At 65.5% G+C, this 18,553-nt stretch carries 17 protein-coding genes; 10 read left to right on the forward strand and 7 right to left on the reverse strand.

Annotated elements, in window-relative coordinates:
• Together P4L93_02840 and P4L93_02845 are read right to left on the reverse strand one after the other, a co-directional pair.
• The coding region (locus P4L93_02840) for a hypothetical protein (protein MDR3685883.1) at nucleotides 1–484 on the reverse strand (484 nt) is incomplete at its 3' end.
• A gap of 112 nt (nucleotides 485–596) precedes the next feature.
• Entirely contained in the window at nucleotides 597–1,592 is a 996-nt protein-coding gene (locus P4L93_02845; GenBank protein MDR3685884.1) for a glycine betaine ABC transporter substrate-binding protein, read from the reverse strand.
• Nucleotides 1,593–1,813: 221 nt separating this feature from the next.
• Between P4L93_02845 and mqnE the strand changes: the two genes are divergently transcribed.
• The 7 genes from mqnE (at nucleotide 1,814) to P4L93_02880 (ending at nucleotide 10,804) form a co-directional block, all read left to right on the forward strand.
• A complete protein-coding gene (gene mqnE, locus P4L93_02850; protein MDR3685885.1) occupies nucleotides 1,814–2,998 on the forward strand; it encodes an aminofutalosine synthase MqnE in 1,185 nt (394 codons plus the stop codon).
• A gap of 12 nt (nucleotides 2,999–3,010) precedes the next feature.
• Nucleotides 3,011–3,844, forward strand: coding sequence for a menaquinone biosynthesis protein (locus tag P4L93_02855; protein ID MDR3685886.1), 834 nt, complete (start codon nucleotides 3,011–3,013; stop codon nucleotides 3,842–3,844).
• A 3-nt stretch (nucleotides 3,845–3,847) separates the two neighbouring features.
• A complete protein-coding gene (gene mqnC / locus P4L93_02860) occupies nucleotides 3,848–4,984 on the forward strand; it encodes a cyclic dehypoxanthinyl futalosine synthase (GenBank protein ID MDR3685887.1) in 1,137 nt (378 codons plus the stop codon).
• 4 nt (nucleotides 4,985–4,988) lie between these two features.
• Complete coding sequence (locus P4L93_02865) at nucleotides 4,989–5,633, forward strand: zinc-ribbon domain-containing transport protein (protein MDR3685888.1); 645 nt, start codon at nucleotides 4,989–4,991, stop codon at nucleotides 5,631–5,633.
• A 124-nt stretch (nucleotides 5,634–5,757) separates the two neighbouring features.
• Nucleotides 5,758–8,373, forward strand: coding sequence for a diguanylate cyclase (locus P4L93_02870; GenBank protein MDR3685889.1), 2,616 nt, complete (start codon nucleotides 5,758–5,760; stop codon nucleotides 8,371–8,373).
• 244 nt (nucleotides 8,374–8,617) lie between these two features.
• Nucleotides 8,618–9,820: an SPFH domain-containing protein gene (locus P4L93_02875; GenBank protein MDR3685890.1), complete on the forward strand. Its 1,203-nt coding sequence runs from the start codon at nucleotides 8,618–8,620 to the stop codon at nucleotides 9,818–9,820.
• A gap of 9 nt (nucleotides 9,821–9,829) precedes the next feature.
• Nucleotides 9,830–10,804, forward strand: coding sequence for a TIM44-like domain-containing protein (locus P4L93_02880; protein MDR3685891.1), 975 nt, complete (start codon nucleotides 9,830–9,832; stop codon nucleotides 10,802–10,804).
• Nucleotides 10,805–10,936: 132 nt separating this feature from the next.
• Here P4L93_02880 and P4L93_02885 read toward each other — a convergent pair whose 3' ends face one another.
• On the reverse strand, nucleotides 10,937–11,782 hold the full coding sequence (locus P4L93_02885) for a DUF2750 domain-containing protein (GenBank protein ID MDR3685892.1): 846 nt from the start codon (nucleotides 11,780–11,782) through the stop codon (nucleotides 10,937–10,939).
• A 124-nt stretch (nucleotides 11,783–11,906) separates the two neighbouring features.
• Nucleotides 11,907–13,094, reverse strand: coding sequence for a hypothetical protein (locus P4L93_02890; protein ID MDR3685893.1), 1,188 nt, complete (start codon nucleotides 13,092–13,094; stop codon nucleotides 11,907–11,909).
• Between the two features lie 182 nt (nucleotides 13,095–13,276).
• On the opposite strand from P4L93_02890, the gene P4L93_02895 reads away from it, so the two are divergent.
• Genes P4L93_02895 through P4L93_02905 form a run of 3 tightly spaced genes read left to right on the forward strand, consistent with a single transcriptional unit; the run spans nucleotide 13,277 to nucleotide 15,370 of the window.
• Entirely contained in the window at nucleotides 13,277–14,131 is an 855-nt protein-coding gene (locus P4L93_02895) for an MTAP family purine nucleoside phosphorylase (GenBank protein MDR3685894.1), read from the forward strand.
• 4 nt (nucleotides 14,132–14,135) lie between these two features.
• Nucleotides 14,136–14,480, forward strand: a complete 345-nt coding sequence (locus P4L93_02900; GenBank protein ID MDR3685895.1) for a hypothetical protein — start codon at nucleotides 14,136–14,138, stop codon at nucleotides 14,478–14,480.
• Complete coding sequence (locus P4L93_02905; GenBank protein MDR3685896.1) at nucleotides 14,462–15,370, forward strand: amidohydrolase family protein; 909 nt, start codon at nucleotides 14,462–14,464, stop codon at nucleotides 15,368–15,370. Before P4L93_02900 ends, P4L93_02905 begins: the two co-directional genes overlap by 19 nt.
• A 97-nt stretch (nucleotides 15,371–15,467) precedes the next feature.
• On the opposite strand, the gene P4L93_02910 is transcribed toward P4L93_02905, so the two are convergent.
• From P4L93_02910 to P4L93_02920, 3 genes are all read right to left on the reverse strand, one after another.
• Nucleotides 15,468–16,679, reverse strand: coding sequence for a branched-chain amino acid ABC transporter substrate-binding protein (locus P4L93_02910; GenBank protein MDR3685897.1), 1,212 nt, complete (start codon nucleotides 16,677–16,679; stop codon nucleotides 15,468–15,470).
• A gap of 260 nt (nucleotides 16,680–16,939) precedes the next feature.
• On the reverse strand, nucleotides 16,940–17,656 hold the full coding sequence (locus P4L93_02915; GenBank protein ID MDR3685898.1) for an ABC transporter ATP-binding protein: 717 nt from the start codon (nucleotides 17,654–17,656) through the stop codon (nucleotides 16,940–16,942).
• Nucleotides 17,649–18,530 carry an ABC transporter ATP-binding protein gene (locus P4L93_02920; GenBank protein ID MDR3685899.1) on the reverse strand — a complete coding sequence of 294 codons (882 nt, stop codon included), beginning with the start codon at nucleotides 18,528–18,530 and terminating at the stop codon, nucleotides 17,649–17,651. The genes P4L93_02915 and P4L93_02920 overlap by 8 nt, the downstream gene beginning before the upstream one ends.
• Between the last annotated feature and the right edge of the window lie 23 nt (nucleotides 18,531–18,553).

An 18,553-nucleotide genomic window follows, 5' to 3' on the forward strand; every position in this document is an offset into this window, starting at 1 on the left:
AGAGCCACACGTGGCGCCAGGCGAGCAGCCAGAAGCCATCGTAGTTCCGGTATTCGATCGCAATCGAAGTGCAGTTCAGCCCGCCAAAGAACCCAACGCCGAGCAGCAACGCCACAGCGGCGAACGCCGCGCCTACGCTCGCGCGGTGCGAGCCCGCCGCGCGCGCGCCCTGGAACCATGCGATGCCCACTCCGGCGAGCACGAGCCAGGCGCCCGCTCCCACCGAGACGCGCGCCGCCGTGTCGCCCGATGGTGTGAGACGAACCGCTGCGGCGCCGGACGCAAAGAGCAGCGCGCCGAACGCCGCGATCGCTGCGACCAGCACGGCGAGGCCGCGCCAGCGCTGTGGAGCGAACGCAGCTGCGAGCGTGAGGAGTAACGTCGCGAGAAGTGCGCCGCCCCAGGCCCAGCCGGCCGAGGCGAACAGCGAAAGGCTCTGGCCGTTGACGATACGGTTAGCGCTGAACTCGACGAACGGCAGCAACGAACAGCCCACCAAGGCGATGACCGAGCCGCTGAGAGCGACTCGGTCAACCGCCTCGGCGGGCGATTCGGTAGAGCTGTGGGGGCCGGCGGCTATAGCCCGCGCTCCGTCACTACTTCACGAACCCGTTGGACTTGAGCCAGTCCGCCGCGACCGTCTTGGGGTCCTGGCCGTCAACGGCAACGGTCTTGTTCAGGCCCTGCAGCGTCGCCAAATCCAGCTTGGCGAAGACCGGGTCCAGCAGGCTCGGAATCTCGGGGTACTTGGTGATGACGCTTGTGAGGAAGATCGGAGCCGGCTGGTAGATCGGCTGGGCGCCCTTCGGGTCGGTCAGCACGACGAGGTTCAGCGCGCTGATCGTGCCGTCGGTGCCGTACGCCATCGCGCCGTTGACGCCACTCGTGCCTTGGGCTGCGGTCTTCTCGGGAAGCGCGGTGTCGCCCGTACCCACCTGAACCTTGTCGGCAGGCTTGACGGTGAAGCCGTAGGCCTTCTCGAACGCCGGAAACGCCACTGCGCTCGTGAAGAACTCCTGCGACCCAGCGATCTTGAACTTGCCGCCTCCGTTGATGTACTTCGCCAGGTCCTCGAGGCTGACAAGTTTGTTCGCATCGGCGAACGCCTTGGGAACCGCAACGGCCCACGTATTGTTTGCCGGTGCGGCGGCGAGCCATGTGATCGGAGTCGGCGACGCCGTGGCGTCCAGAGCCTTAGCTGTGTCGTACGTGAGCGTGGCGCTCTTGAGCACGGCCGGGTCGACTTGGACGTCGCTGTGCAGAGTGGTCGCTCCGTTGCCTGTGTACTCGGGATACACGTCGATCTGCTTGTCGATGAGCGCTTGGCGAACGACCTTGGTGGCACCCGTGCGCGTCTTGTCCACGACCGTGAAGCCGTTGGCCTTCAGCGTTTGCAGGATGATCTGACCCAGCAAGGCGCCCTCACCGTCGAGCTTGGAGCCCACGACGATCGGGCCCTTCTGGGCAGGAGCGGTCGAGGTCGATCCGGTTGTGCTGGCTGGCGGCGTGCTTGACGAGCACGCGGCGAGCAGCAGAGACAAAGTGGCGAGCGCGGCGAACACCGCGGCTGCGCCCTTCCAGTTCTTACGCATGAGAACCTCCATTGCGTATCTGGGCGACCGTGCGGTGTCCCCCCGGTCGCCGATGGCATGCAGGCAGTGTTCCCCACTGTCCCGTGCTGGTAATCCTATCCACTACTAGGTGCCCCAATTCGCACCGAGAGCATCGCATTAGGGGGCAAGTGGCACGGCGGCGCGCTGCGACATATCCTAGGGAGGTTGTGCCGCCTCGACCCGTGAATGGGAGTGCCACCTTGACCTCCTTCAACCTGATCGACCCCGCGCTCGCCCCCATCGCCGACAAGGTGCTCGCCGGCGAGCGCCTGTCCCGCGAAGACGGCGTGGCGCTCTACGCCAGCCACGACCTGCTCGGCATCGGGCAGATGGCCGACTCCGCTCGCAGGCGCATCAACGGCGAGCGCGTCTACTTCATGGTGAACCGCCACATCAATCCCACCAACATCTGCCGCAACCGCTGCAAGTTCTGTGCGTTCGCACGCAACGCCGATGAAGAGGGCGCCTACGAGATGACGCTCGACCAGGTCGCCAACGCGGCGGCCGAAGGTGCTGCCGACGGCGCCTACGAGATCCACATCGTCAGCGGCCTGCACCCTGACTGGAGCTATGAGTTCTACATCGACATGGTCGCTCGCACGCGTGCGGCCGTGCCCGACCACGTGATCGTGCAAGCGTTTACGGCAGTCGAGATCGAGCACATGGCGATCATCAGCGGCAAGACGACGCGCGAGGTGCTCTCCGACCTCAAGGCCGCCGGTCTCGACGCGCTGCCCGGCGGCGGCGCCGAGATCTTCAGCGAGCGCACGCGTGTTGCGGCGTGGGACAAGAAGACGAAGGGCGATGTTTGGCTTCGCATCCACGGCGAGGCCCACGAACTAGGCATCGCCACTAACTGCACGATGCTCTACGGCCACATCGAGACAGCCGAGGAAAGGGTCGACCACCTGATCCTCCTGCGCGAGCAGCAGGACCTGACCGGCGGCTTCCTCGCCTTCATCCCGCTCGCATTCCATCCTGCTAACACCGAGATGGCAGATCTGCCGTCCACGACGGGCTTCGACGATTTGAAGACGCTCGCCATCGCTCGCCTCATGCTCGACAACATCCCGCACGTCAAGGCGTTCTGGATCATGCTCGGCCTGAAGGTCGCACAGATCTCGACGGCGTTTGGCGTCGACGACCTGGACGGCACCGTGGTCGAGGAGCGCATCACGCACATGGCCGGCGCCACCACGCCCGAGGCGCTCTCGAAGGACGACCTCGTCGGCATGATCGAGGAGACCGGACACACCGCTGTGGAGCGCGACACGCTGTACCGCATCGTGAAGTTCTACAGCGACGAAGCCGAGGTGCCCGCGTGGAACGCCGGCCCGATCGGGGCCGCGCCACTCGTAGGCGTCTTCCCGAAGGCCGAGGCGTAGGGGCGAGACGACATGCAGAAGCCCCGGCTCGGTCACATCCAGTTCATCAACTGCCTGCCGCTCTACTATGGGCTGGTCAAGAACGACGTGCTTCTCGACGTCGACCTGATCAAGGCCAACCCGGCCGACCTTGCGGTCGACCTCGTCGCCGGCGAACTCGACATCGCGCCGATCCCGGCCATCGAGTACGCGCGCCACGCCGACGACCTGATGCTGCTTCCCGATATAGCGATCTCATCCGATGGCGAAGTCCAGTCGATCCTCCTCCTCTCCAAGCGCCCTGCCGAGCAACTCGGCGGGGCCACGGTGGCGCTCACGAACAGCTCGCGCACGAGTCAGGTGCTCGCGCGCATCCTGCTCGCGAAGCGCTGGGGCGTGGACGCCAGCTACATCGAGATGCCGCCGGACCTGCCCGCTATGCTGCGCGAGGCCGACGCCGCGCTCCTGATCGGTGACGACGCGCTCCGGGCGTACTGGGATAAGCCCGAAAAGCTGCTCGAGTACGACCTTGGCATCGAGTGGACGGCGTGGACGGGCCTCCCAATGGTCTACGCCGTTTGGGCCGTGCGCCGTTCCTTCGCCACCGAGCAGCCCAAAGCCACGGCCGCCGTGGTCGAGTCGCTCGGCCGTTCGCTCGATTACTGCCGAGGTCACCTCGACGACATCAGTGACTATGCGGCACGGTGGGAGCAGTTCCCCGCCGAGCACTTCCGCAGCTACTTCGATGCGCTACAGTTCCGTTTCGACCCACGGTACCGCGAGGGTCTGACACGCTACCTGACCGAGGCCGTCGCCATCGGTCAGCTCGATCGCGTGCCCGAGCTCCACGTCTTCGGAGAGGCCTGAGCCATGACCACTCCCGCACAAGCCGCATCCGCCTCGGCGCTCGCCTTCTCGGCGGCCAGCGGAGAGATCCGCCTCATGCGCGCACAGGCGCTGTTCCTGCTCGAGCACGGCGACCTGCTCACACTCGGGCAGGCGGCCAGCGCGATGCGGCGTCGGCTCGTGCCCGAGCCCGAGGTCACCTTCATCGTCGACCGCAACGTCAACTACACCAACGTGTGCGTGAGCGGCTGCAGCTTCTGCGCGTTTTACCGCGACGAGTCAGACGCCGACGCCTACGTCCTGACCCGTGAGGAACTCGCCGAGAAGGTAGCCGAGACCATCGCGCTGGACGGCACGGCCATCCTGCTGCAAGGCGGCATGCATCCACAGCTCGATATCGGCTGGTACGAGGGCATGCTGCGCGATATCAAGGCGGACAGCCCGAGTATCCACGTCCACGGCTTCGGCCCTCCAGAGATCGTGCATATCGCCCGCGTGAGCGGCATCAGCGTCGAGCAGACCCTGCGCCGTCTTCGCGACGCCGGCCTCGACTCGCTGCCCGGTGGTGGCGCCGAGATCCTCGTCGACCGCGTGCGCGACTACGTGAGCCCCAAGAAGGCCACGAGCGACGAGTGGCTCGACGTCATGCGCGAGGCACACAAACTCGAGATCTCGACCACGGCGACGATGATGTTCGGGGGCCTCGAGACGATCGAGGAGCGTGTCGAGCACTTCGCGCGCGTCCGCGACGTGCAAGACGAAGCCGTCGCCGCCGGTCACGTGGGCTTCCGTGCGTTCATCCCGTGGAGCTTCCAGCCCGGCAACACGGAGCTTGCCGAGGACGAGCTGGCGGCAAGCGGCATTCCAATGACCGCTGCTAGCGGCTACGAGTACCTGCGCACGCTGGCTGTCTCAAGGCTCTTTCTGGACAGCGTGCGCAACATCCAGGCGAGCTGGGTGACGCAGGGCGGCAAGATCGGCCAGGTCGCACTCGCATTCGGTGCCAACGACATGGGCTCCACGATGATCGAGGAGAACGTGGTCGCCGCTGCCGGCACGCGCTTCATGCTTGCCCGCGAGGAACTGGTGCGCCTCATTGACGATGCGGGTTACACTCCCGTCCAACGCGACACGCTCCACGGAGAAGTCCGGAGGTTTTAGGGTCGTGGACGAAGGCTTCCTCAGCTCACTTCTCAAGGCGGTCGAGGCCGTTGCCGCCGAGCTCGGCATCGAGGGTACGGGCGCGGGCGCGTCGACGCTCAGCCCCGCTTGGGCTCAGCTCGGCGCCCCTCCTGCGGTGCTTGCATCCGACCCGCACAAGGGCATCGGCGCGCTCCGCGATGCCGACCCGGCCTTCCAAATCGACGAGTTCCTCGTACACGTTGGCGAGATGTTCTCGGCGTATCACGAGGCACTCGACAAAGGCGATCTGGCGCCGGTGCGCCGCTTCGTCGATGAGGCCGCCTACGCGAAGCTTGAGCCGGCGGCCAAGGCCAGTCGACGCGCCGACGGTCCCCGCGCGCTGCGCGTGCAGGCGATCCGCCCCATCACCGCCAAGCACGAAGATGGGCTCGACCTCGTGCGCATCTTCATCACCGCCGAGCAGCCCGGGACAGACGAGTTGCTGTGCGAGTACTGGGAGCTCGTGCGGAATCGCGGCGTCTTGACCAAGCCGGGGCTCTCGATCACCAAGTGCCCCAACTGCGGGGGACCGGTCGACGGGCTCGACCCCACACGCTGCGCCTACTGCGGCACGAGGCTGGCAGATCCGGCGCTGGACTGGGTCGTCCGAAAGATCACCGCCCAGTAGAAGCTCAGCAGCCGGCTGCACGGTCTCGGCTCCGTGGAAGTTTTCTCCAGTTCCCCCGAAAGTGCGGCGATCAACTCGCCGATACATGGGACGGACCATCTTACTGTCCGACTCAGGGGGAACCATGCCCGCACGGCTGACGTCACAGGCTCCTACGCCGCTTCCACTCGCAACCGCCGAAGAGCACGCGCTCGGCGCGATTCTCACCGCCGAGGTGGAGACCGCGCGCCCCGACGAGCTGCTCTCGAAGATCTTGAGCCGCATGGAGACTCGGCGGATCAGCTGCATCATCATCGTCGACGACGAGTTCAGGCCTGTGGGCATCTTTACCGAGCGCGATGCGGTCAGACACCTCGCGACGTGTATCCCGACCGAGGGTGTGCCCGTGAGCGATGCGATGAGCAGGCCGCCGCTCACCTCCACGCCGGAGGTCGACTACCGCGACGCGTACCAGCTCATCGCGCGGCACAACTTCCGCCACCTCGTCGTCGTCGATGAGAACCACCGCGTCGCCGGGCTTGTGACCGAGTCCGACTTCATCAACCACATGGGACTCCAGTACCTGGTCGAACGCACCGCAGTGGGCGCGGCGATGAATCCACGGATCCCATCGCTGGACGGCGACTCAACGCTGGCCGACGCCGCATCGCTGATGGAGTCGAACAAGGCGAGCTGCCTCGTCGTCACCGACGGGCCACTACCCCTAGGCATGCTGACCGAGCGCGACGTGGTTCGCATCGCGAACACCGGCGTTGCCACCGGCACCACGCTTGTCGAGGACGTCATGAAAGGCCCAGTCATCTCGATCGACGGTGAAGCCAACGTCCGCCAGGCGATGGACAAGATGGACGCGCGTGGAATCCGGCGGCTCGTCGTGGTCGACGACGCGGGCGGGCTTCTCGGCGTACTGACGCGTCACGACATCGTGAAGGCCATGCTCGGGCGCTACGTGGAGCTGCTCAACGACACCGACGAGCTACAGCGCGAGGCGTACCTGATCTCCATCATCGAGAACCAGCCCGGCCTGGTGTGGCTCAAAGACATCGACGGTCGCGTGCTCGCCGCCAATCGCGCTTTCGCCGAAGCCCACGGGCATCAGCGACCTGCCGACGTGATCGGGCTGACCGACGAAGACCTGTGGCCTGCCGACATCGCTCAAGAGCGCCGCGAGATCAACTCGCGCGTGCTCGCAACGAGCGAGCCTGAGACGTTCGAGGAGTGCGCCGACATCGACGGGGTCGCCACTTGGACCGAAACCACCATCACACCCGTGCACGACGTGCAGGGCGACGCGATCGGTATCGTGGGCTTCGCGCACGACAGCACCGACCGTCGCTTGGGCGAGCTACTCGCGCAGGCGCGCCTCGACCTGATGGCTTTGGCACTCTCGGGTACCCCCGAGGACGTCATGCGGGCCACCGTCGACGCTGCCGAGCGCCTCACCGGCAGCGCGATTGGCTTCTTCCACCTGGTCGAGGTCGGCCGAGCATCGGCACCCATCACCGTCTTCTCGACTAGTGCTTCCGCGCAATGGGGCCCGGGCGTCGCCGACGCCGGCGAGCTCAGGTTGGACCGCGGGCTTTGGGCACGTTGCTTCGACTCGCAAGAACCGATCGTGTGCAACGACGTTGCCGCCGAGGGCGTTCACCCTGCAATCGACGGCCACATCCCTCTCGAGCGGCTTCTCGTTGTGCCGGTCATGGCGGGCAACGACGTGAGCGCGCTTGTGGGTCTCGGCAACAAGGCCGCGCCTTACACCGATGCCGACATCCAGCTCGTCACGGGCTTCTTGGGAATCGCGATCGAGATCACGCGTCGGACACTGGACGGCCAGAGGCTTCGCCAGGCGGCTGCCGTACTCGAGAACTCGCAGGAGGGCATGTTCGTTGTCGACTCCGGCGGACTGACGGTCATGATCAATCGCGCGTTCAGCGATCTCACCGGCTACTCCGAAGAGCGCATCATCGGCAAGCGGATCGAAGGTCTCTTCGATGACACCCACGAGGCGTGGACTTCGGCGGACCTGCCTTCCATGCTGTCGGCCACGGGAAAGTGGCGCGGTGAGATGACGCTCATGCGCGAGGGCGGCGGGAGCATCACCGTTCTCACCTCGATCTCGGCGGTCAGCTCGCCTAGCGGAACGATTACGCACTACGCGGGCACGTTCACGGACATCAGCGAGTCTAAGCTGGCCGAGGAGGAGATGCGGCGCCTGGCGCTGTTCGATCCGCTGACAGGCCTCGCCAACCGCCGACTGCTCGGCGACCGGCTGGAGCAGGCACTGATCGCCGGGACGCGCACGTCTCGGCATGGGGCGCTGCTCATGGTCGATCTCGACGAGTTCAAGCGCGTCAACGACACGTGCGGGCATCACGTAGGCGACTTGGTGCTGCGAGAGGTGGGCACGCGTATCTCGTCGCTGGTTCGCGAGGGCGACACGGTCGCGCGCATCGGCGGAGACGAGTTCGTGGTGATCCTGACGGATCTGGACCGAGACGCAGAGCGCGCAATCCGCCAAGCCGAGAAGATCGCCCACAAGATGCGAAAGCGCCTGCGTGCCCCGTACGCCGACGACCCAAGTGGCATGTCCAACACGGCGAGCATCGGCGTGGCCCTGTTCTGGGGCAAGGATGTCTCGGCGGCCGACCTGACGCGCTGCGCAGACGTCGCGATGTATCAGGCCAAGACGTCCGGTCGCGACGCAGTCAGGTCGTTCGACACGACGAGGCAATCGGCCTAGGCCTTCGGTACGTCGCCGCTTCCAACTGCAGCCGGGTTAGCGACTGAGAGCCGAGGGCGGCGTCCTTGGCATGCCGCGGCGCGAGTCCGAGACTCGACTCCGGCTAATTGTGGCCGCTCGCGGGAAACACGTTTGACCGCCGGGTGCGACGCGCCGAATACTGGTCATCTCGGGGAAGAACTTCAGATGACTCAACCTGAGAACGGGCGCGAACGACGGGGGCACACGACCGAAAGGCGAATCCATGGGACTCTTCGACGGCATCAAAGGCGAGACTCAGCAGCAGTTCCTCGCCAGACCCGACTCCAGCAAGGACCTCGTGATCTACAAGTGGCCCGAGACGAACATCCGCATGATGTCCGTCGTTACGGTCCAGCCTGACGAGTGGGCGTACTTCATCAAGCAAGGCACGGTCGTGGGTTATCTGGAGGGCGGGCAGCACAAGCTTGACGGTGCCCAGATCCCGTTCCTCGGCGGGTTGATCGACAGCTTCACCGGCGGCAACGTGCTGATGGCCGAGTTGTACTTTGTCTCGAGCCGCGAGTTCGCGAACAACAAGTTCGGCGGCTCCATGGGCGAGGTCGAGGACCCAGCGACCGGCGAAGCGATCAGGTGCGGCGTCTACGGCGAGTTCGTCTTCAAGGTCGTTGATCCGGCCAAGCTGATCTTGAACCTGGTCGGCACGCAGCCTATCAGCAGCAACGACATGATCATCGACGCGATCAAGGACCAGCTCACCAAGATCCTGCGCGCCACGGTCAACCGCAAGATGAAGGACGAGCAGTGGTCGCTACTCGACGTAACGTCGGGAGCCTACACGCTCGACTTCGAGCAGGCGATCGTCGGCACCGCGACTCAATACACCGAGCCGTTCGGCCTGCAGATCACACGAATCGAGGACTTCCTCGTCAACATGGACGACGCCGACCGTCAGCGTCTCCTCGACCTGAAGGACCGCATGGCCAAGATGCGCTTGGCCGGCGACCCCCGCTACATGGCGGCAGCGCAGTCCGAGGCGATGTTCGGCGCGGCCGAGGGCATGGCGCAAGGCGGTGGCGGTGCGAATATGGCCGGCCTCTTCGTGGGCGCGGGTCTCGGCCAAGCGGTTGGCGGAGGGCTGCAGTCCGGACAGGTGCAGGCGGCCGCCACACAGGCTGCTGCTGCCGAGCAGGCTGCCGCAGCTCCCGCTCCTGCCGCACCAGCCCCCGCACCAGCCGCCGCACCTGCCCCAGCCGCAGCACCGGCGGCGGCTGCTGGTGCGGTTGTGGCGGGCGCAGAAGCGCCGGCAACAGTGACGTGCTCCAACTGCGGCACGGTGAACCCCGCCGGCGCGAAGTTCTGCTCCAACTGCGGAAACGCGCTCGGCCCGAAGACCTGCACCAACTGTGGAGCTGAGGTTCCGCAGGGCGCCAAGTTCTGTCCCGAGTGCGGCACGGCACAGGGCTAGGTGGCGACGATGCTGCGCAGCAGGTACGCCAAGCTCTTTGCGATCGCTCTCATCGTGCTGATGGCGGTCGCGCTCGTTGTTCCAGCCGTCGGGCTCGCACGAGCCGGCGGCGGTCACACCTCCAACCCGGGTCACAGCAGCAGCGGCGGCTTCTCGGGGGGTTCAAGCCATAGTAGCGGCGGAGGCTTCTCGGGCGGTTCAAGCCAAGGTAGTGGCGGCAGCGGAGGAAGCCTGCTCGGCGGGGCAGTGGTTGGGTCCGCGCTCAGCGGCGGAGGCTGCTGCACGTTCATCGTAATCATAATCATCATCGTGATCGCCTACTTCGTGATCACGCGCTTCTTCAAGAGCAACGGCGCGCCACCCACACCAGGCGCGATGCCCGACCTTGGCGCCATGAACCAGGCGATGCAGGGTGGCGGACCGGTCGGCTTCGACGCCGTCAAGGCCGACGATCCCGACTTCTCCGAGCAAGCGTTCTATGGCCGAGTGAACGAGATGTTCCTTGCGATCCAGAAGGCATGGGAAGCTCGCAATATGGAGCCAGCTCGCCGCTTCTTGGCCGAGCAGCAGTTCCAGGTCCTGGCCGACGGTGTGGGCGAGTACGTGCGCAACGGTCAGATCAACAAGCTCGATAGCATCCACATCGACCATGTCGAGCCGGTCTCGGTCACGCGCGAAGGTGACTCGGACTACGTGAAGGTCATGATCACGGCCTCCGTCATCGACTACACGATCGACGAGCGTACCGGCCAGATCGTCAATCCGGGCGTGCTCGGCGACGGCAAGACCGTCAAGACGTTCGACGAGTACTGGACGCTTGTGCGCAAGGTGGGCGCCGTGACCAAGACCGACGCCACCATCAAGAAGTGCCCGAACTGTGGCGGCCCCGTCACGGACGGTAACTACGTCAAGTGCGCCTACTGCGGCACGATGATGAACGACCCGGCGCTTGACTGGGTGCTGCTGCGCATCGAGCAGCCCTAGCGGACAACGCCGAGCAAGCGCGGCAACACAGATGGCCCCGCCGATGCGTGTCGGCGGGGCCATCGTCATGTCGGAAGGCACAGCGCGCGATCGACAAGCGCGTCGGCGCAGCCGCCTCACGCGCCCGAGGGACTACTTCGCAGCGGCGTTGCACGCCTCGGAGAGATCGAGCGCGACGCGTGTTGGCTCGGCGAAGACCGCGTCGGTCTCGTCGGGAGAGAGCGCCACCGACCACTGACCGCCGTAGGCAACCAGCAGCCAACCACGAACCAGGACATCGATCTGGATGGCGCGCGGCACGACGTCGGCATCGATGCCCTCGCCGTACTCGGCGGCCTGAGCCTCGCTGGTAAAGAGGGTCAGCGACGGGCGATCGTCGATCACGAGGCCCACTATCGCGTCCTCCGAGGGGTCGTCGAGGAGCCACAGCGCGTCAGTAGCGGCGGCCGCGGCCAGGGCGTCGGCGTAGCGATCGCCCGAAGGTGCAGGCACTTCGTCGTTAGGCGCCCATCCTTCGGCCGGTTCCTCTTCGACGCCGGGCGACTCCAGCAGCGCCCACTCGTCGTAGGCCGCGACGAGTGGCTCGGCGACGAGCTCGGCGGCCAGGTCAGACGGCTCGGCGAGCAGGTCGGTCAGATCCTCGGCGACCGCCGTCGGCTCGACCAGCATGTCATCTTCGAAGTTCGGAAAGAGCGAGACGTTTGCGTCGCCCTCGATCAGGAACGGCAGCAAACGGTTGAGCCACTCGTCCACGGCGAGTGGAGCGGCCTCGGCTTCACCCTCGGCGACGTTGGCAGCCAGCGCCTTGGTCGGCCAGTCGGGCAGCACGGCTCCGCCGTCGGTGTCCCACAGCGCAATGTCTTCGCCGGACGCTACCACCCAAGTCTCGCCCGTTCGGGCGGCCTCGGAGAGCGTGAGCATGTAGCGCAGCCAAGGCGGAGCGAAGTCCTCGAGCCGACCGATCAGTCTCGTATCCATGGTCTCGTCCTTGTCTGCCGAGAAGCCCGGCGTTCGTAAACCGTCCTTGGGCGCGGGCGTTCTTTCAGGAGTATGCCCCCCGCGCAAGCGCCTCGGCGCTGTATGCGAAGGCGAGCTTGCGACTCTAGAGCCACCAGGCGTTGCGGTCAATCCACCGGATCGCCTTGGTGCGATCCATGAACGTGCCGACGCTCTTTCCACTCTCGTCGACAACGTTGGAGCGCAGCGAGGTCGAAGCCTCGTAGGCGATGTTGAGCTTGTTGTTGATGGCGCGCGCCTGGCCCTGCGTAAGGTTCTCGCGCTTGGCCGTCTGGTAGAGCGCCTCGGCTGCAGTCTGCGCGACGTCGCGCGCGTGCACGATTCGCGCTATCTGATCGGCGGCGCCGTAGCGCTTCGTCCCCGATCCTATGGGGACGAGAATCGGCTCGGAGGCCAGCTTCATGCCCCCGGCGTACGAGGAGGGCACGTCCGTCACGTAGCACGGAGCCGTCGTCTCGAGGAAGAGCAGCCCGCTCTCCCCGTACGTGGCGCCCGGACCCGATACCCCCACGGCCATATGCTTCTCAGGCTCGAAGTCCAGCAAGGTCGCCGAGTAACCCTCATGCGACAGCAGGTCGGCGAGCAGGACGGACTTGTCGCCGCACAGACCCTTGCCGTCGACCAGTGTCTCGACGGGGAAGCGCTGCTTGCCGGTCCCAGACTCGAACATCTTCCAGTCGTAGGGGATCGTCTGGACGTACTTGGCCATGAGCTCTAGGTACTGGTCGGAGTCCAAGCCGGCTCGGCTGCGAATCGCTTCGAGCTGCCGGCAGACGTCGTCGATCGCGGGCTTCTGGGCGGGGTCGTCGGCAAAGTCGCGGTAGTAGGTGCGAGTCCAGTCCGCGTCGCTCTGGCCCGGTATCTGGACCAGCAAACGCGTGGAGTTCTTCGCTCCGTGGTAGACATCGCTCGCGACGTGCGGGGTGATGCTGTACTTCACGCCATCGAACAGGAACGTGATGGTCTTGGCGGACACAGCCTTGCCGGCGGTCGGAACGATGTGAGGATGCGGCCCTCTAGCCTCGACGCTCTGCGTCGCCGCATCGCCCAGGGGCAGGACAGAGCGGGCCGACGTGGCGATTTCGCTGCCAAAATCCAGCGCCGCCTGTCGGACCTGCGGAGGAATCGGAACGCTGTGCCCCAGCCCGAGCGGCAGGCCGAGCACGGCCACAAGCCAGCCCAGCACGCCGAGCAGCATGATGCCGAGCAACCAGCCCAGAGCCGTGAGGCAGCCGCAGCCGCTCCGTCTCGGTTCGTACTCCTCGTCGGTCATCCGTTCACTCTCCGTTGAGCCACATGCGTCGCTACACGATAGCTCAGCCAAGTGCACAAGCGATGCCACATGCGGCGGACCGTAGGAATCCCACAGTATCTCCCCGAATGGGCGCAGCTCGCTTGCGCCGATACCCCCGGCGTCTGCGTTCGGGTAGTCTCTTGGTAAAGGAGGTCCACACCATGCCTGACCAGCACGTGCCAGCAGCACAGTTCGGGATCTGCGGCGGATCGGGATCCCTGTCGTTCGACTTCCCGGCAGCCCTAGGAGACGAGCGAGTCGATGTACTGGGCACAGACCTCGTCTTCGAGACGCCGTTCGGAACCTCTCCCGCGTTCACCCACTTTCGAGTCACCGGACCCACCGGGCCGCGCGAAGCACTCGCCGTCAAGATGCACGGCTGGCGTCGCGGCGTGAAGCGTGCCGACGCGTCGCTGCAAGTTTTCTGGGTGTTCTCGGAGGCCGGCGTACGCAAGGTGCTCGCCGACGGCGGTGTTGGCAGCCTGAACCACCTGCTCGACCCGCGCGACGTGGTCATCCCCAACGATTTCGTCGACCTCTCGATCAAGCAGGACATTTACGTGCGGGGCGATCACCTCCTGATCATGCGCGAGCCCATCTGTCGAGAGCTCTCAGGTCACCTGTACGCGGGCGCGAGTTCGGCGTTTCAGCGCGTCTTTGGGCGCGGCACCTACCTCGTCACCGACGGTCCCCGATTCGAGTCGGTCGCCGAGGTCGACTACATGAAACGCCTTGGGTCTGACATCATCGGCCAGTCGTTGTGTCCCGAGGTCTTCCTCGCCCGCGACATCGGCGCGTGCTACGCCGGCATCTACATAGTCGTGAACTACGGCGAGGGCGTCGTGCGCGAGTGGGAGCACGCCGAGATGAAGGCGATCTTCTTCGACGAGTCCGAGACCATCGCTCGAATCGTGCTCGACACGATCGCCGATGCGTCGCTTGCCCGGGACGCTTGCAGCTGCATGGATCACCGCAAGCCGAGCATGCTCGGCATACCTGACGTCCGGAAGTCGTAGGCTCGTGCAGCTGATCTCGGCCGATTGGGTGCTGCCCGTCGGCAGCCCGCCGATCCCCGGTGGTGCCGTCGCGGTTCAGGGCGGCCGCATCGCAGGCGTCGGCGTTCGAGGCGAACTTGCAACTCGCTACCCGGAGGCCGTCGCCGAGCACTTCGGCGGCTGTGTCATCACGCCTGGTCTCGTCAACGCACACACGCATCTGACGCTCACAGACCTCGCGGGCAAGGTGCCCCCGATGCCGTTCGTCGACTGGCTTCCCGCGCTAGTCTCGGCGATGAAGCCGTGGACCGTCGCCGATCACGAGGCCTCCGGCGCGCACGGGGCGCGGCAGTGCCTGCTCGCGGGGTGACCGCCGTGGGCGACATCGCCTACGGCGCCGCCGAGGTGGTAGCCGCCGCGTCGATGGGATTGGCAGGCGTCTACTACTGGGAGCTGCTCGGCATGCGCGGCGACGCCGTCCCGAGCGCGCTGGAGGCGCTTCGCTATCCGAGCCACCCAGAGGCGTTTGCCCCGCGCGTCAGGTGCGGCCTCTCGCCGCACTCCCCCTACACATCCGGCCCCGAGTTGCTCCAAGCCGTCCACTCCACCGCTGCCGAGAAGGGCGTGCCAATCGCCATCCACGTTGCGGAGTCGGCCGCCGAGGTCGAGCTGCTTGCGGTGGGGACTGGAGCGCTCTCGGCAGTCGCTGGCCGCACGGCGTTCGGGTTCCATGCCCCCGGCACGTCCACCGTCCGCTACCTGCACGATCTGGGCGTCCTCTCAGGCGCCACCGCCGTCCACTGCTGCCACGTGGACGCGGCTGACGTCGCTCTTCTCGCCGCCGAGGCGCGTGGCGTTGTGACCTGCCCGCGCTCGAACCGCTACCTCGGCAACCCGGTTCCCGACGTACCTGCGTTGTTGAAGGCCGGCATCCCGGTTGGAATCGGCACGGACTCTGCCGCGAGCAACTCGGACCTCGATCTGATGGCCGAGATCCGTGCGCTGCGCGACATCCACCCCACGATCCCGGCACGGACGCTGATCGAGATTGCGACGTGCCAAGGCGCAGTGGCAATCGGCATCGCCGAGAACTTCGGCACGCTGGAGCGCGACAAGCAAGCCGATATCGCGGTGTTCGCGCTAGGCGGTGTGGACGATCCCGAGGAGGCCATAGTTAACGGCGCAGGCGGGGCCACCCTGCGAGCACTCGCCGTCGAAGGCTCTTGGCGCGTGTTCGACGGCGCGTGGCAGGACGCCTGATTGATGCATCGGTTCCAGCGCCAAGCGCGGGTCGCCAGAAACAGGGAGCGGGCGCCCTTTCGGGCGCCCGCGGGAGAACCTCACGCAGGTGATGAGTCTACTGGCCGGGGATGAGCGCAGCGATCCACTTGCCGGCTTCGACCTTGTAGACCGTGATGGCCTTGTTTGTCGTGTCGCCGTTCTTGTCGAACGCAATCTTGCCGGTGACGCCATCGACACTGGTCGCGGCAACGTTGGCGATGATCTCTTCGCGGGCGGCCGGGCCGGTGACCGCCGCGGCACCCTTGTCCTTGGCCGCCTTGACGATGGCGCCAATCAGTACGTTAGCGGCATCGTAGGAGTAGGCGTCGTACGCGCCGATCTCCTTGCCGGGGAACATCTTGGTGTAGGCCGCCTGGAACTCCTGGGCCTTCGGCAGCTTGTCGGTCGGCAAACCGACCGAGGTGCACAGGTCTCCGTCAGCGTTGCCAGCCAAGGCGATGTACTGAGGGTCGAACAGACCGTCGCCGCCCATCATCGGGGCCTTGACCGAGCCGTTCTTCAGCTGCTTGGAGAGCAGCGCGCCGGCGTTGTAGACGCCGCCGTAGTAGACCAGATCGGGGTTGGCATCCTTGATCTTGCTGACCAGCGCGTTGAAGTCGCTGTCCTTGTCGGAGGTCTTCTCGGTGAGGACGACCTGGCCACCGTCAGCGACGAACTGCTTGGCGAACGCGGCAGCAAGACCGGCACCGTAGGGGGTCGAGTCGTCGATGACGACCGCCTTCTTGAAGCCGAACTTGTTGAAGGCGGCGTCGGCACCGGTCGGCCCTTGGACCGAGTCGATGGTGCAGACACGGAACACGTTATTCAGACCCTGCAGCGTAAGCGCCGGGTTGGTCGCGGCCGGGGAGATCATCGCGATCTTGGCCTCGTTGTAGACCTTGGACGCCGGGATTGTGACGCCGGAGTTCAGGTGGCCGACAACGCCGATGAGCTGGCGGTCGGAGGCGAAGGTGTTGGCGATCGTGACACCCGTCTTGGGGTCGCCCTGGTCGTCGCCGGGAATGCCGACGAACTTCAGGCCGGCGGCCTTGACGTCCGCGCTATCGTTGGCCTGCGCAAGCGCGAGTTCTACACCGCGCTGGATGCCCTGACCCTGGGCGACCGAGCCCGCGGTCAACGGGGCGCCGATACCGATGTGGACCTCGGTGGACGAACCGCCACCGGACGAGTTTGAAGCCGAGCCACCACTCGAGCACCCACCAAGCATGAGCGCCGCCAGGGCCAACGCAACGACTGCGCTGCCCGCAAGCATCTTCCCTACACGCATAGCTCCTCCTGTCACAACTTCGTTTGCATGAACTGTGTCACGGGCGGCAGATGTCCCATGACACAACGCATGGGAGCGTACGGTAGCGCGGAGATTGCATACAGTGGCAAGGGTGGTGTGCGTGGCGGCTCTTTCGCATGAATCGAAATGCGCCATTGGCGAGTGACTTCCGATTCGTCGGCGTGTGGCTTTGCCCACCTGGTACGCGAACGGAGCGCCCCGAAAGGCGCCCCGCAGATGCCGTGCAGACGATGCTTGGACTACTCGCCGAGGTACGCCTTGCGCACGTCTTCGTTGTTGAGAAGATCCGTGCCGCTGCCCTGAAGCTTGATCTCGCCGGTCTCCAGAACGTAGCCGCGGTCGGCAATCGACAGCGCCATGTGAGCGTTCTGCTCGACCAACAGAATCGGGATACCAGCGGCGTGCAGTTTGCCGATCGTCTCGAAGATGAGTTCGACGACGACTGGCGCCAAGCCCATGGATGGCTCGTCGAGCATGAGTAGCTTCGGGCTGGACATGATGCCGCGGCCCATGGCCAGCATCTGCTGCTCTCCGCCTGAAAGCGTGCCGCCCTTCTGGGCGATGCGCTCCTTCATGCGGGGAAAGAGCTCGAAGACGCGTTCCAAGTCCTCCGCTATCGCGTCCTTGTCCTTGCGCAGAAACGCGCCCATCTCGAGGTTTTCCTTGACCGTCATGCGCGGGAAGATGCGCCGACCCTCGGGAACCTGGATGACGCCCTTGGCGGTGACTACGTGCGTCGGCTTGCCCTGGATGGCCTCGCCGTTGTAGACGATCGTGCCTTCTTTGGGTGAAAGCTGGCCCGAGATGGTCTTCAGCGTCGTGGACTTGCCGGCCCCGTTGGCACCGATCAGTGTGACGATCTCGCCCTCGCTGACCTCAAGCGAGATTCCTTTGAGCGCGTGAATCTTGCCGTAGTAAGTGTTGAGGTTGTCGATCTTCAGAAGCGGCTCAGCCATTTGCGGGCTCCTCCTCGGCGGCGACGTCGGCTGCGACGGCCGTTGCAACGGGGGCGGCTGAGGCAGCTGTGGCCGCAACCTTGGCGTCCTCGGCGGCCTTGACCAGCGCTTCGGCGCCGGCGCCCAGATACGCCTCGATGACCTTGGGGTCGCGCTGGATCTCGGCGGGCAATCCTTGGGCGATCAGCTCGCCGAAGTCCAGAACGTAGATGCGGTCCGCGAGGTCCATGACGACCTTCATGTCGTGCTCGATCAGCAGAATCGTCACGCCTAGGGCGCGTACCTTGCGCACGAGGCCGTTGAGCGCCTGAGACTCCTGTGGGTTCATGCCGGCCGCTGGCTCGTCGAGCAGAAGCAGGGTGGGCTCGGCGGCAAGCGCGCGCGCGATCTCCAGACGGCGCTGGTCGCCGTACGGGAGGTTCTTCGCGAGCTCGTTGGCGACCTTGCCCAGACCGACGAACTTCAGCCGCGCGTAGGCCTCTTCGACCGTCTTCTCTTCTTCGGCCTTGAAGGCCGGGGTGCGGAAGATGGCTCCGAGCGTCGAGGCCTTGGTTTGCGTGTGCCGACCGACCATGACGTTCTCGAGCGCCGTCATGTTCTGGAACAACCGAATGTTCTGGAAAGTTCGAGTGATTCCGAGCCTTGCGATCAGATGCGGCTTCTTGCCGCCGACAGGCTCACCCTTAAACGTCAGGGTGCCCTGTGTAGGCGTGTAGATTCCGGTCAGCATGTTGAAGAACGTCGTCTTGCCGGCGCCGTTTGGGCCGATGAGCGCGACGATCTCACCTTCATCGATATGCAGCGTCACGTCGTTGACGGCCTTGAGGCCGCCAAACTGCATCGTGGCGTTCTGTGCGTCTACCAGGCGTGCCATGTAAGTAACCTCTCTCGCGCCCG

Source organism: Coriobacteriia bacterium (assembly GCA_031292615.1).
GTDB lineage: Bacteria > Actinomycetota > Coriobacteriia > Anaerosomatales > JAAXUF01 > JARLGT01.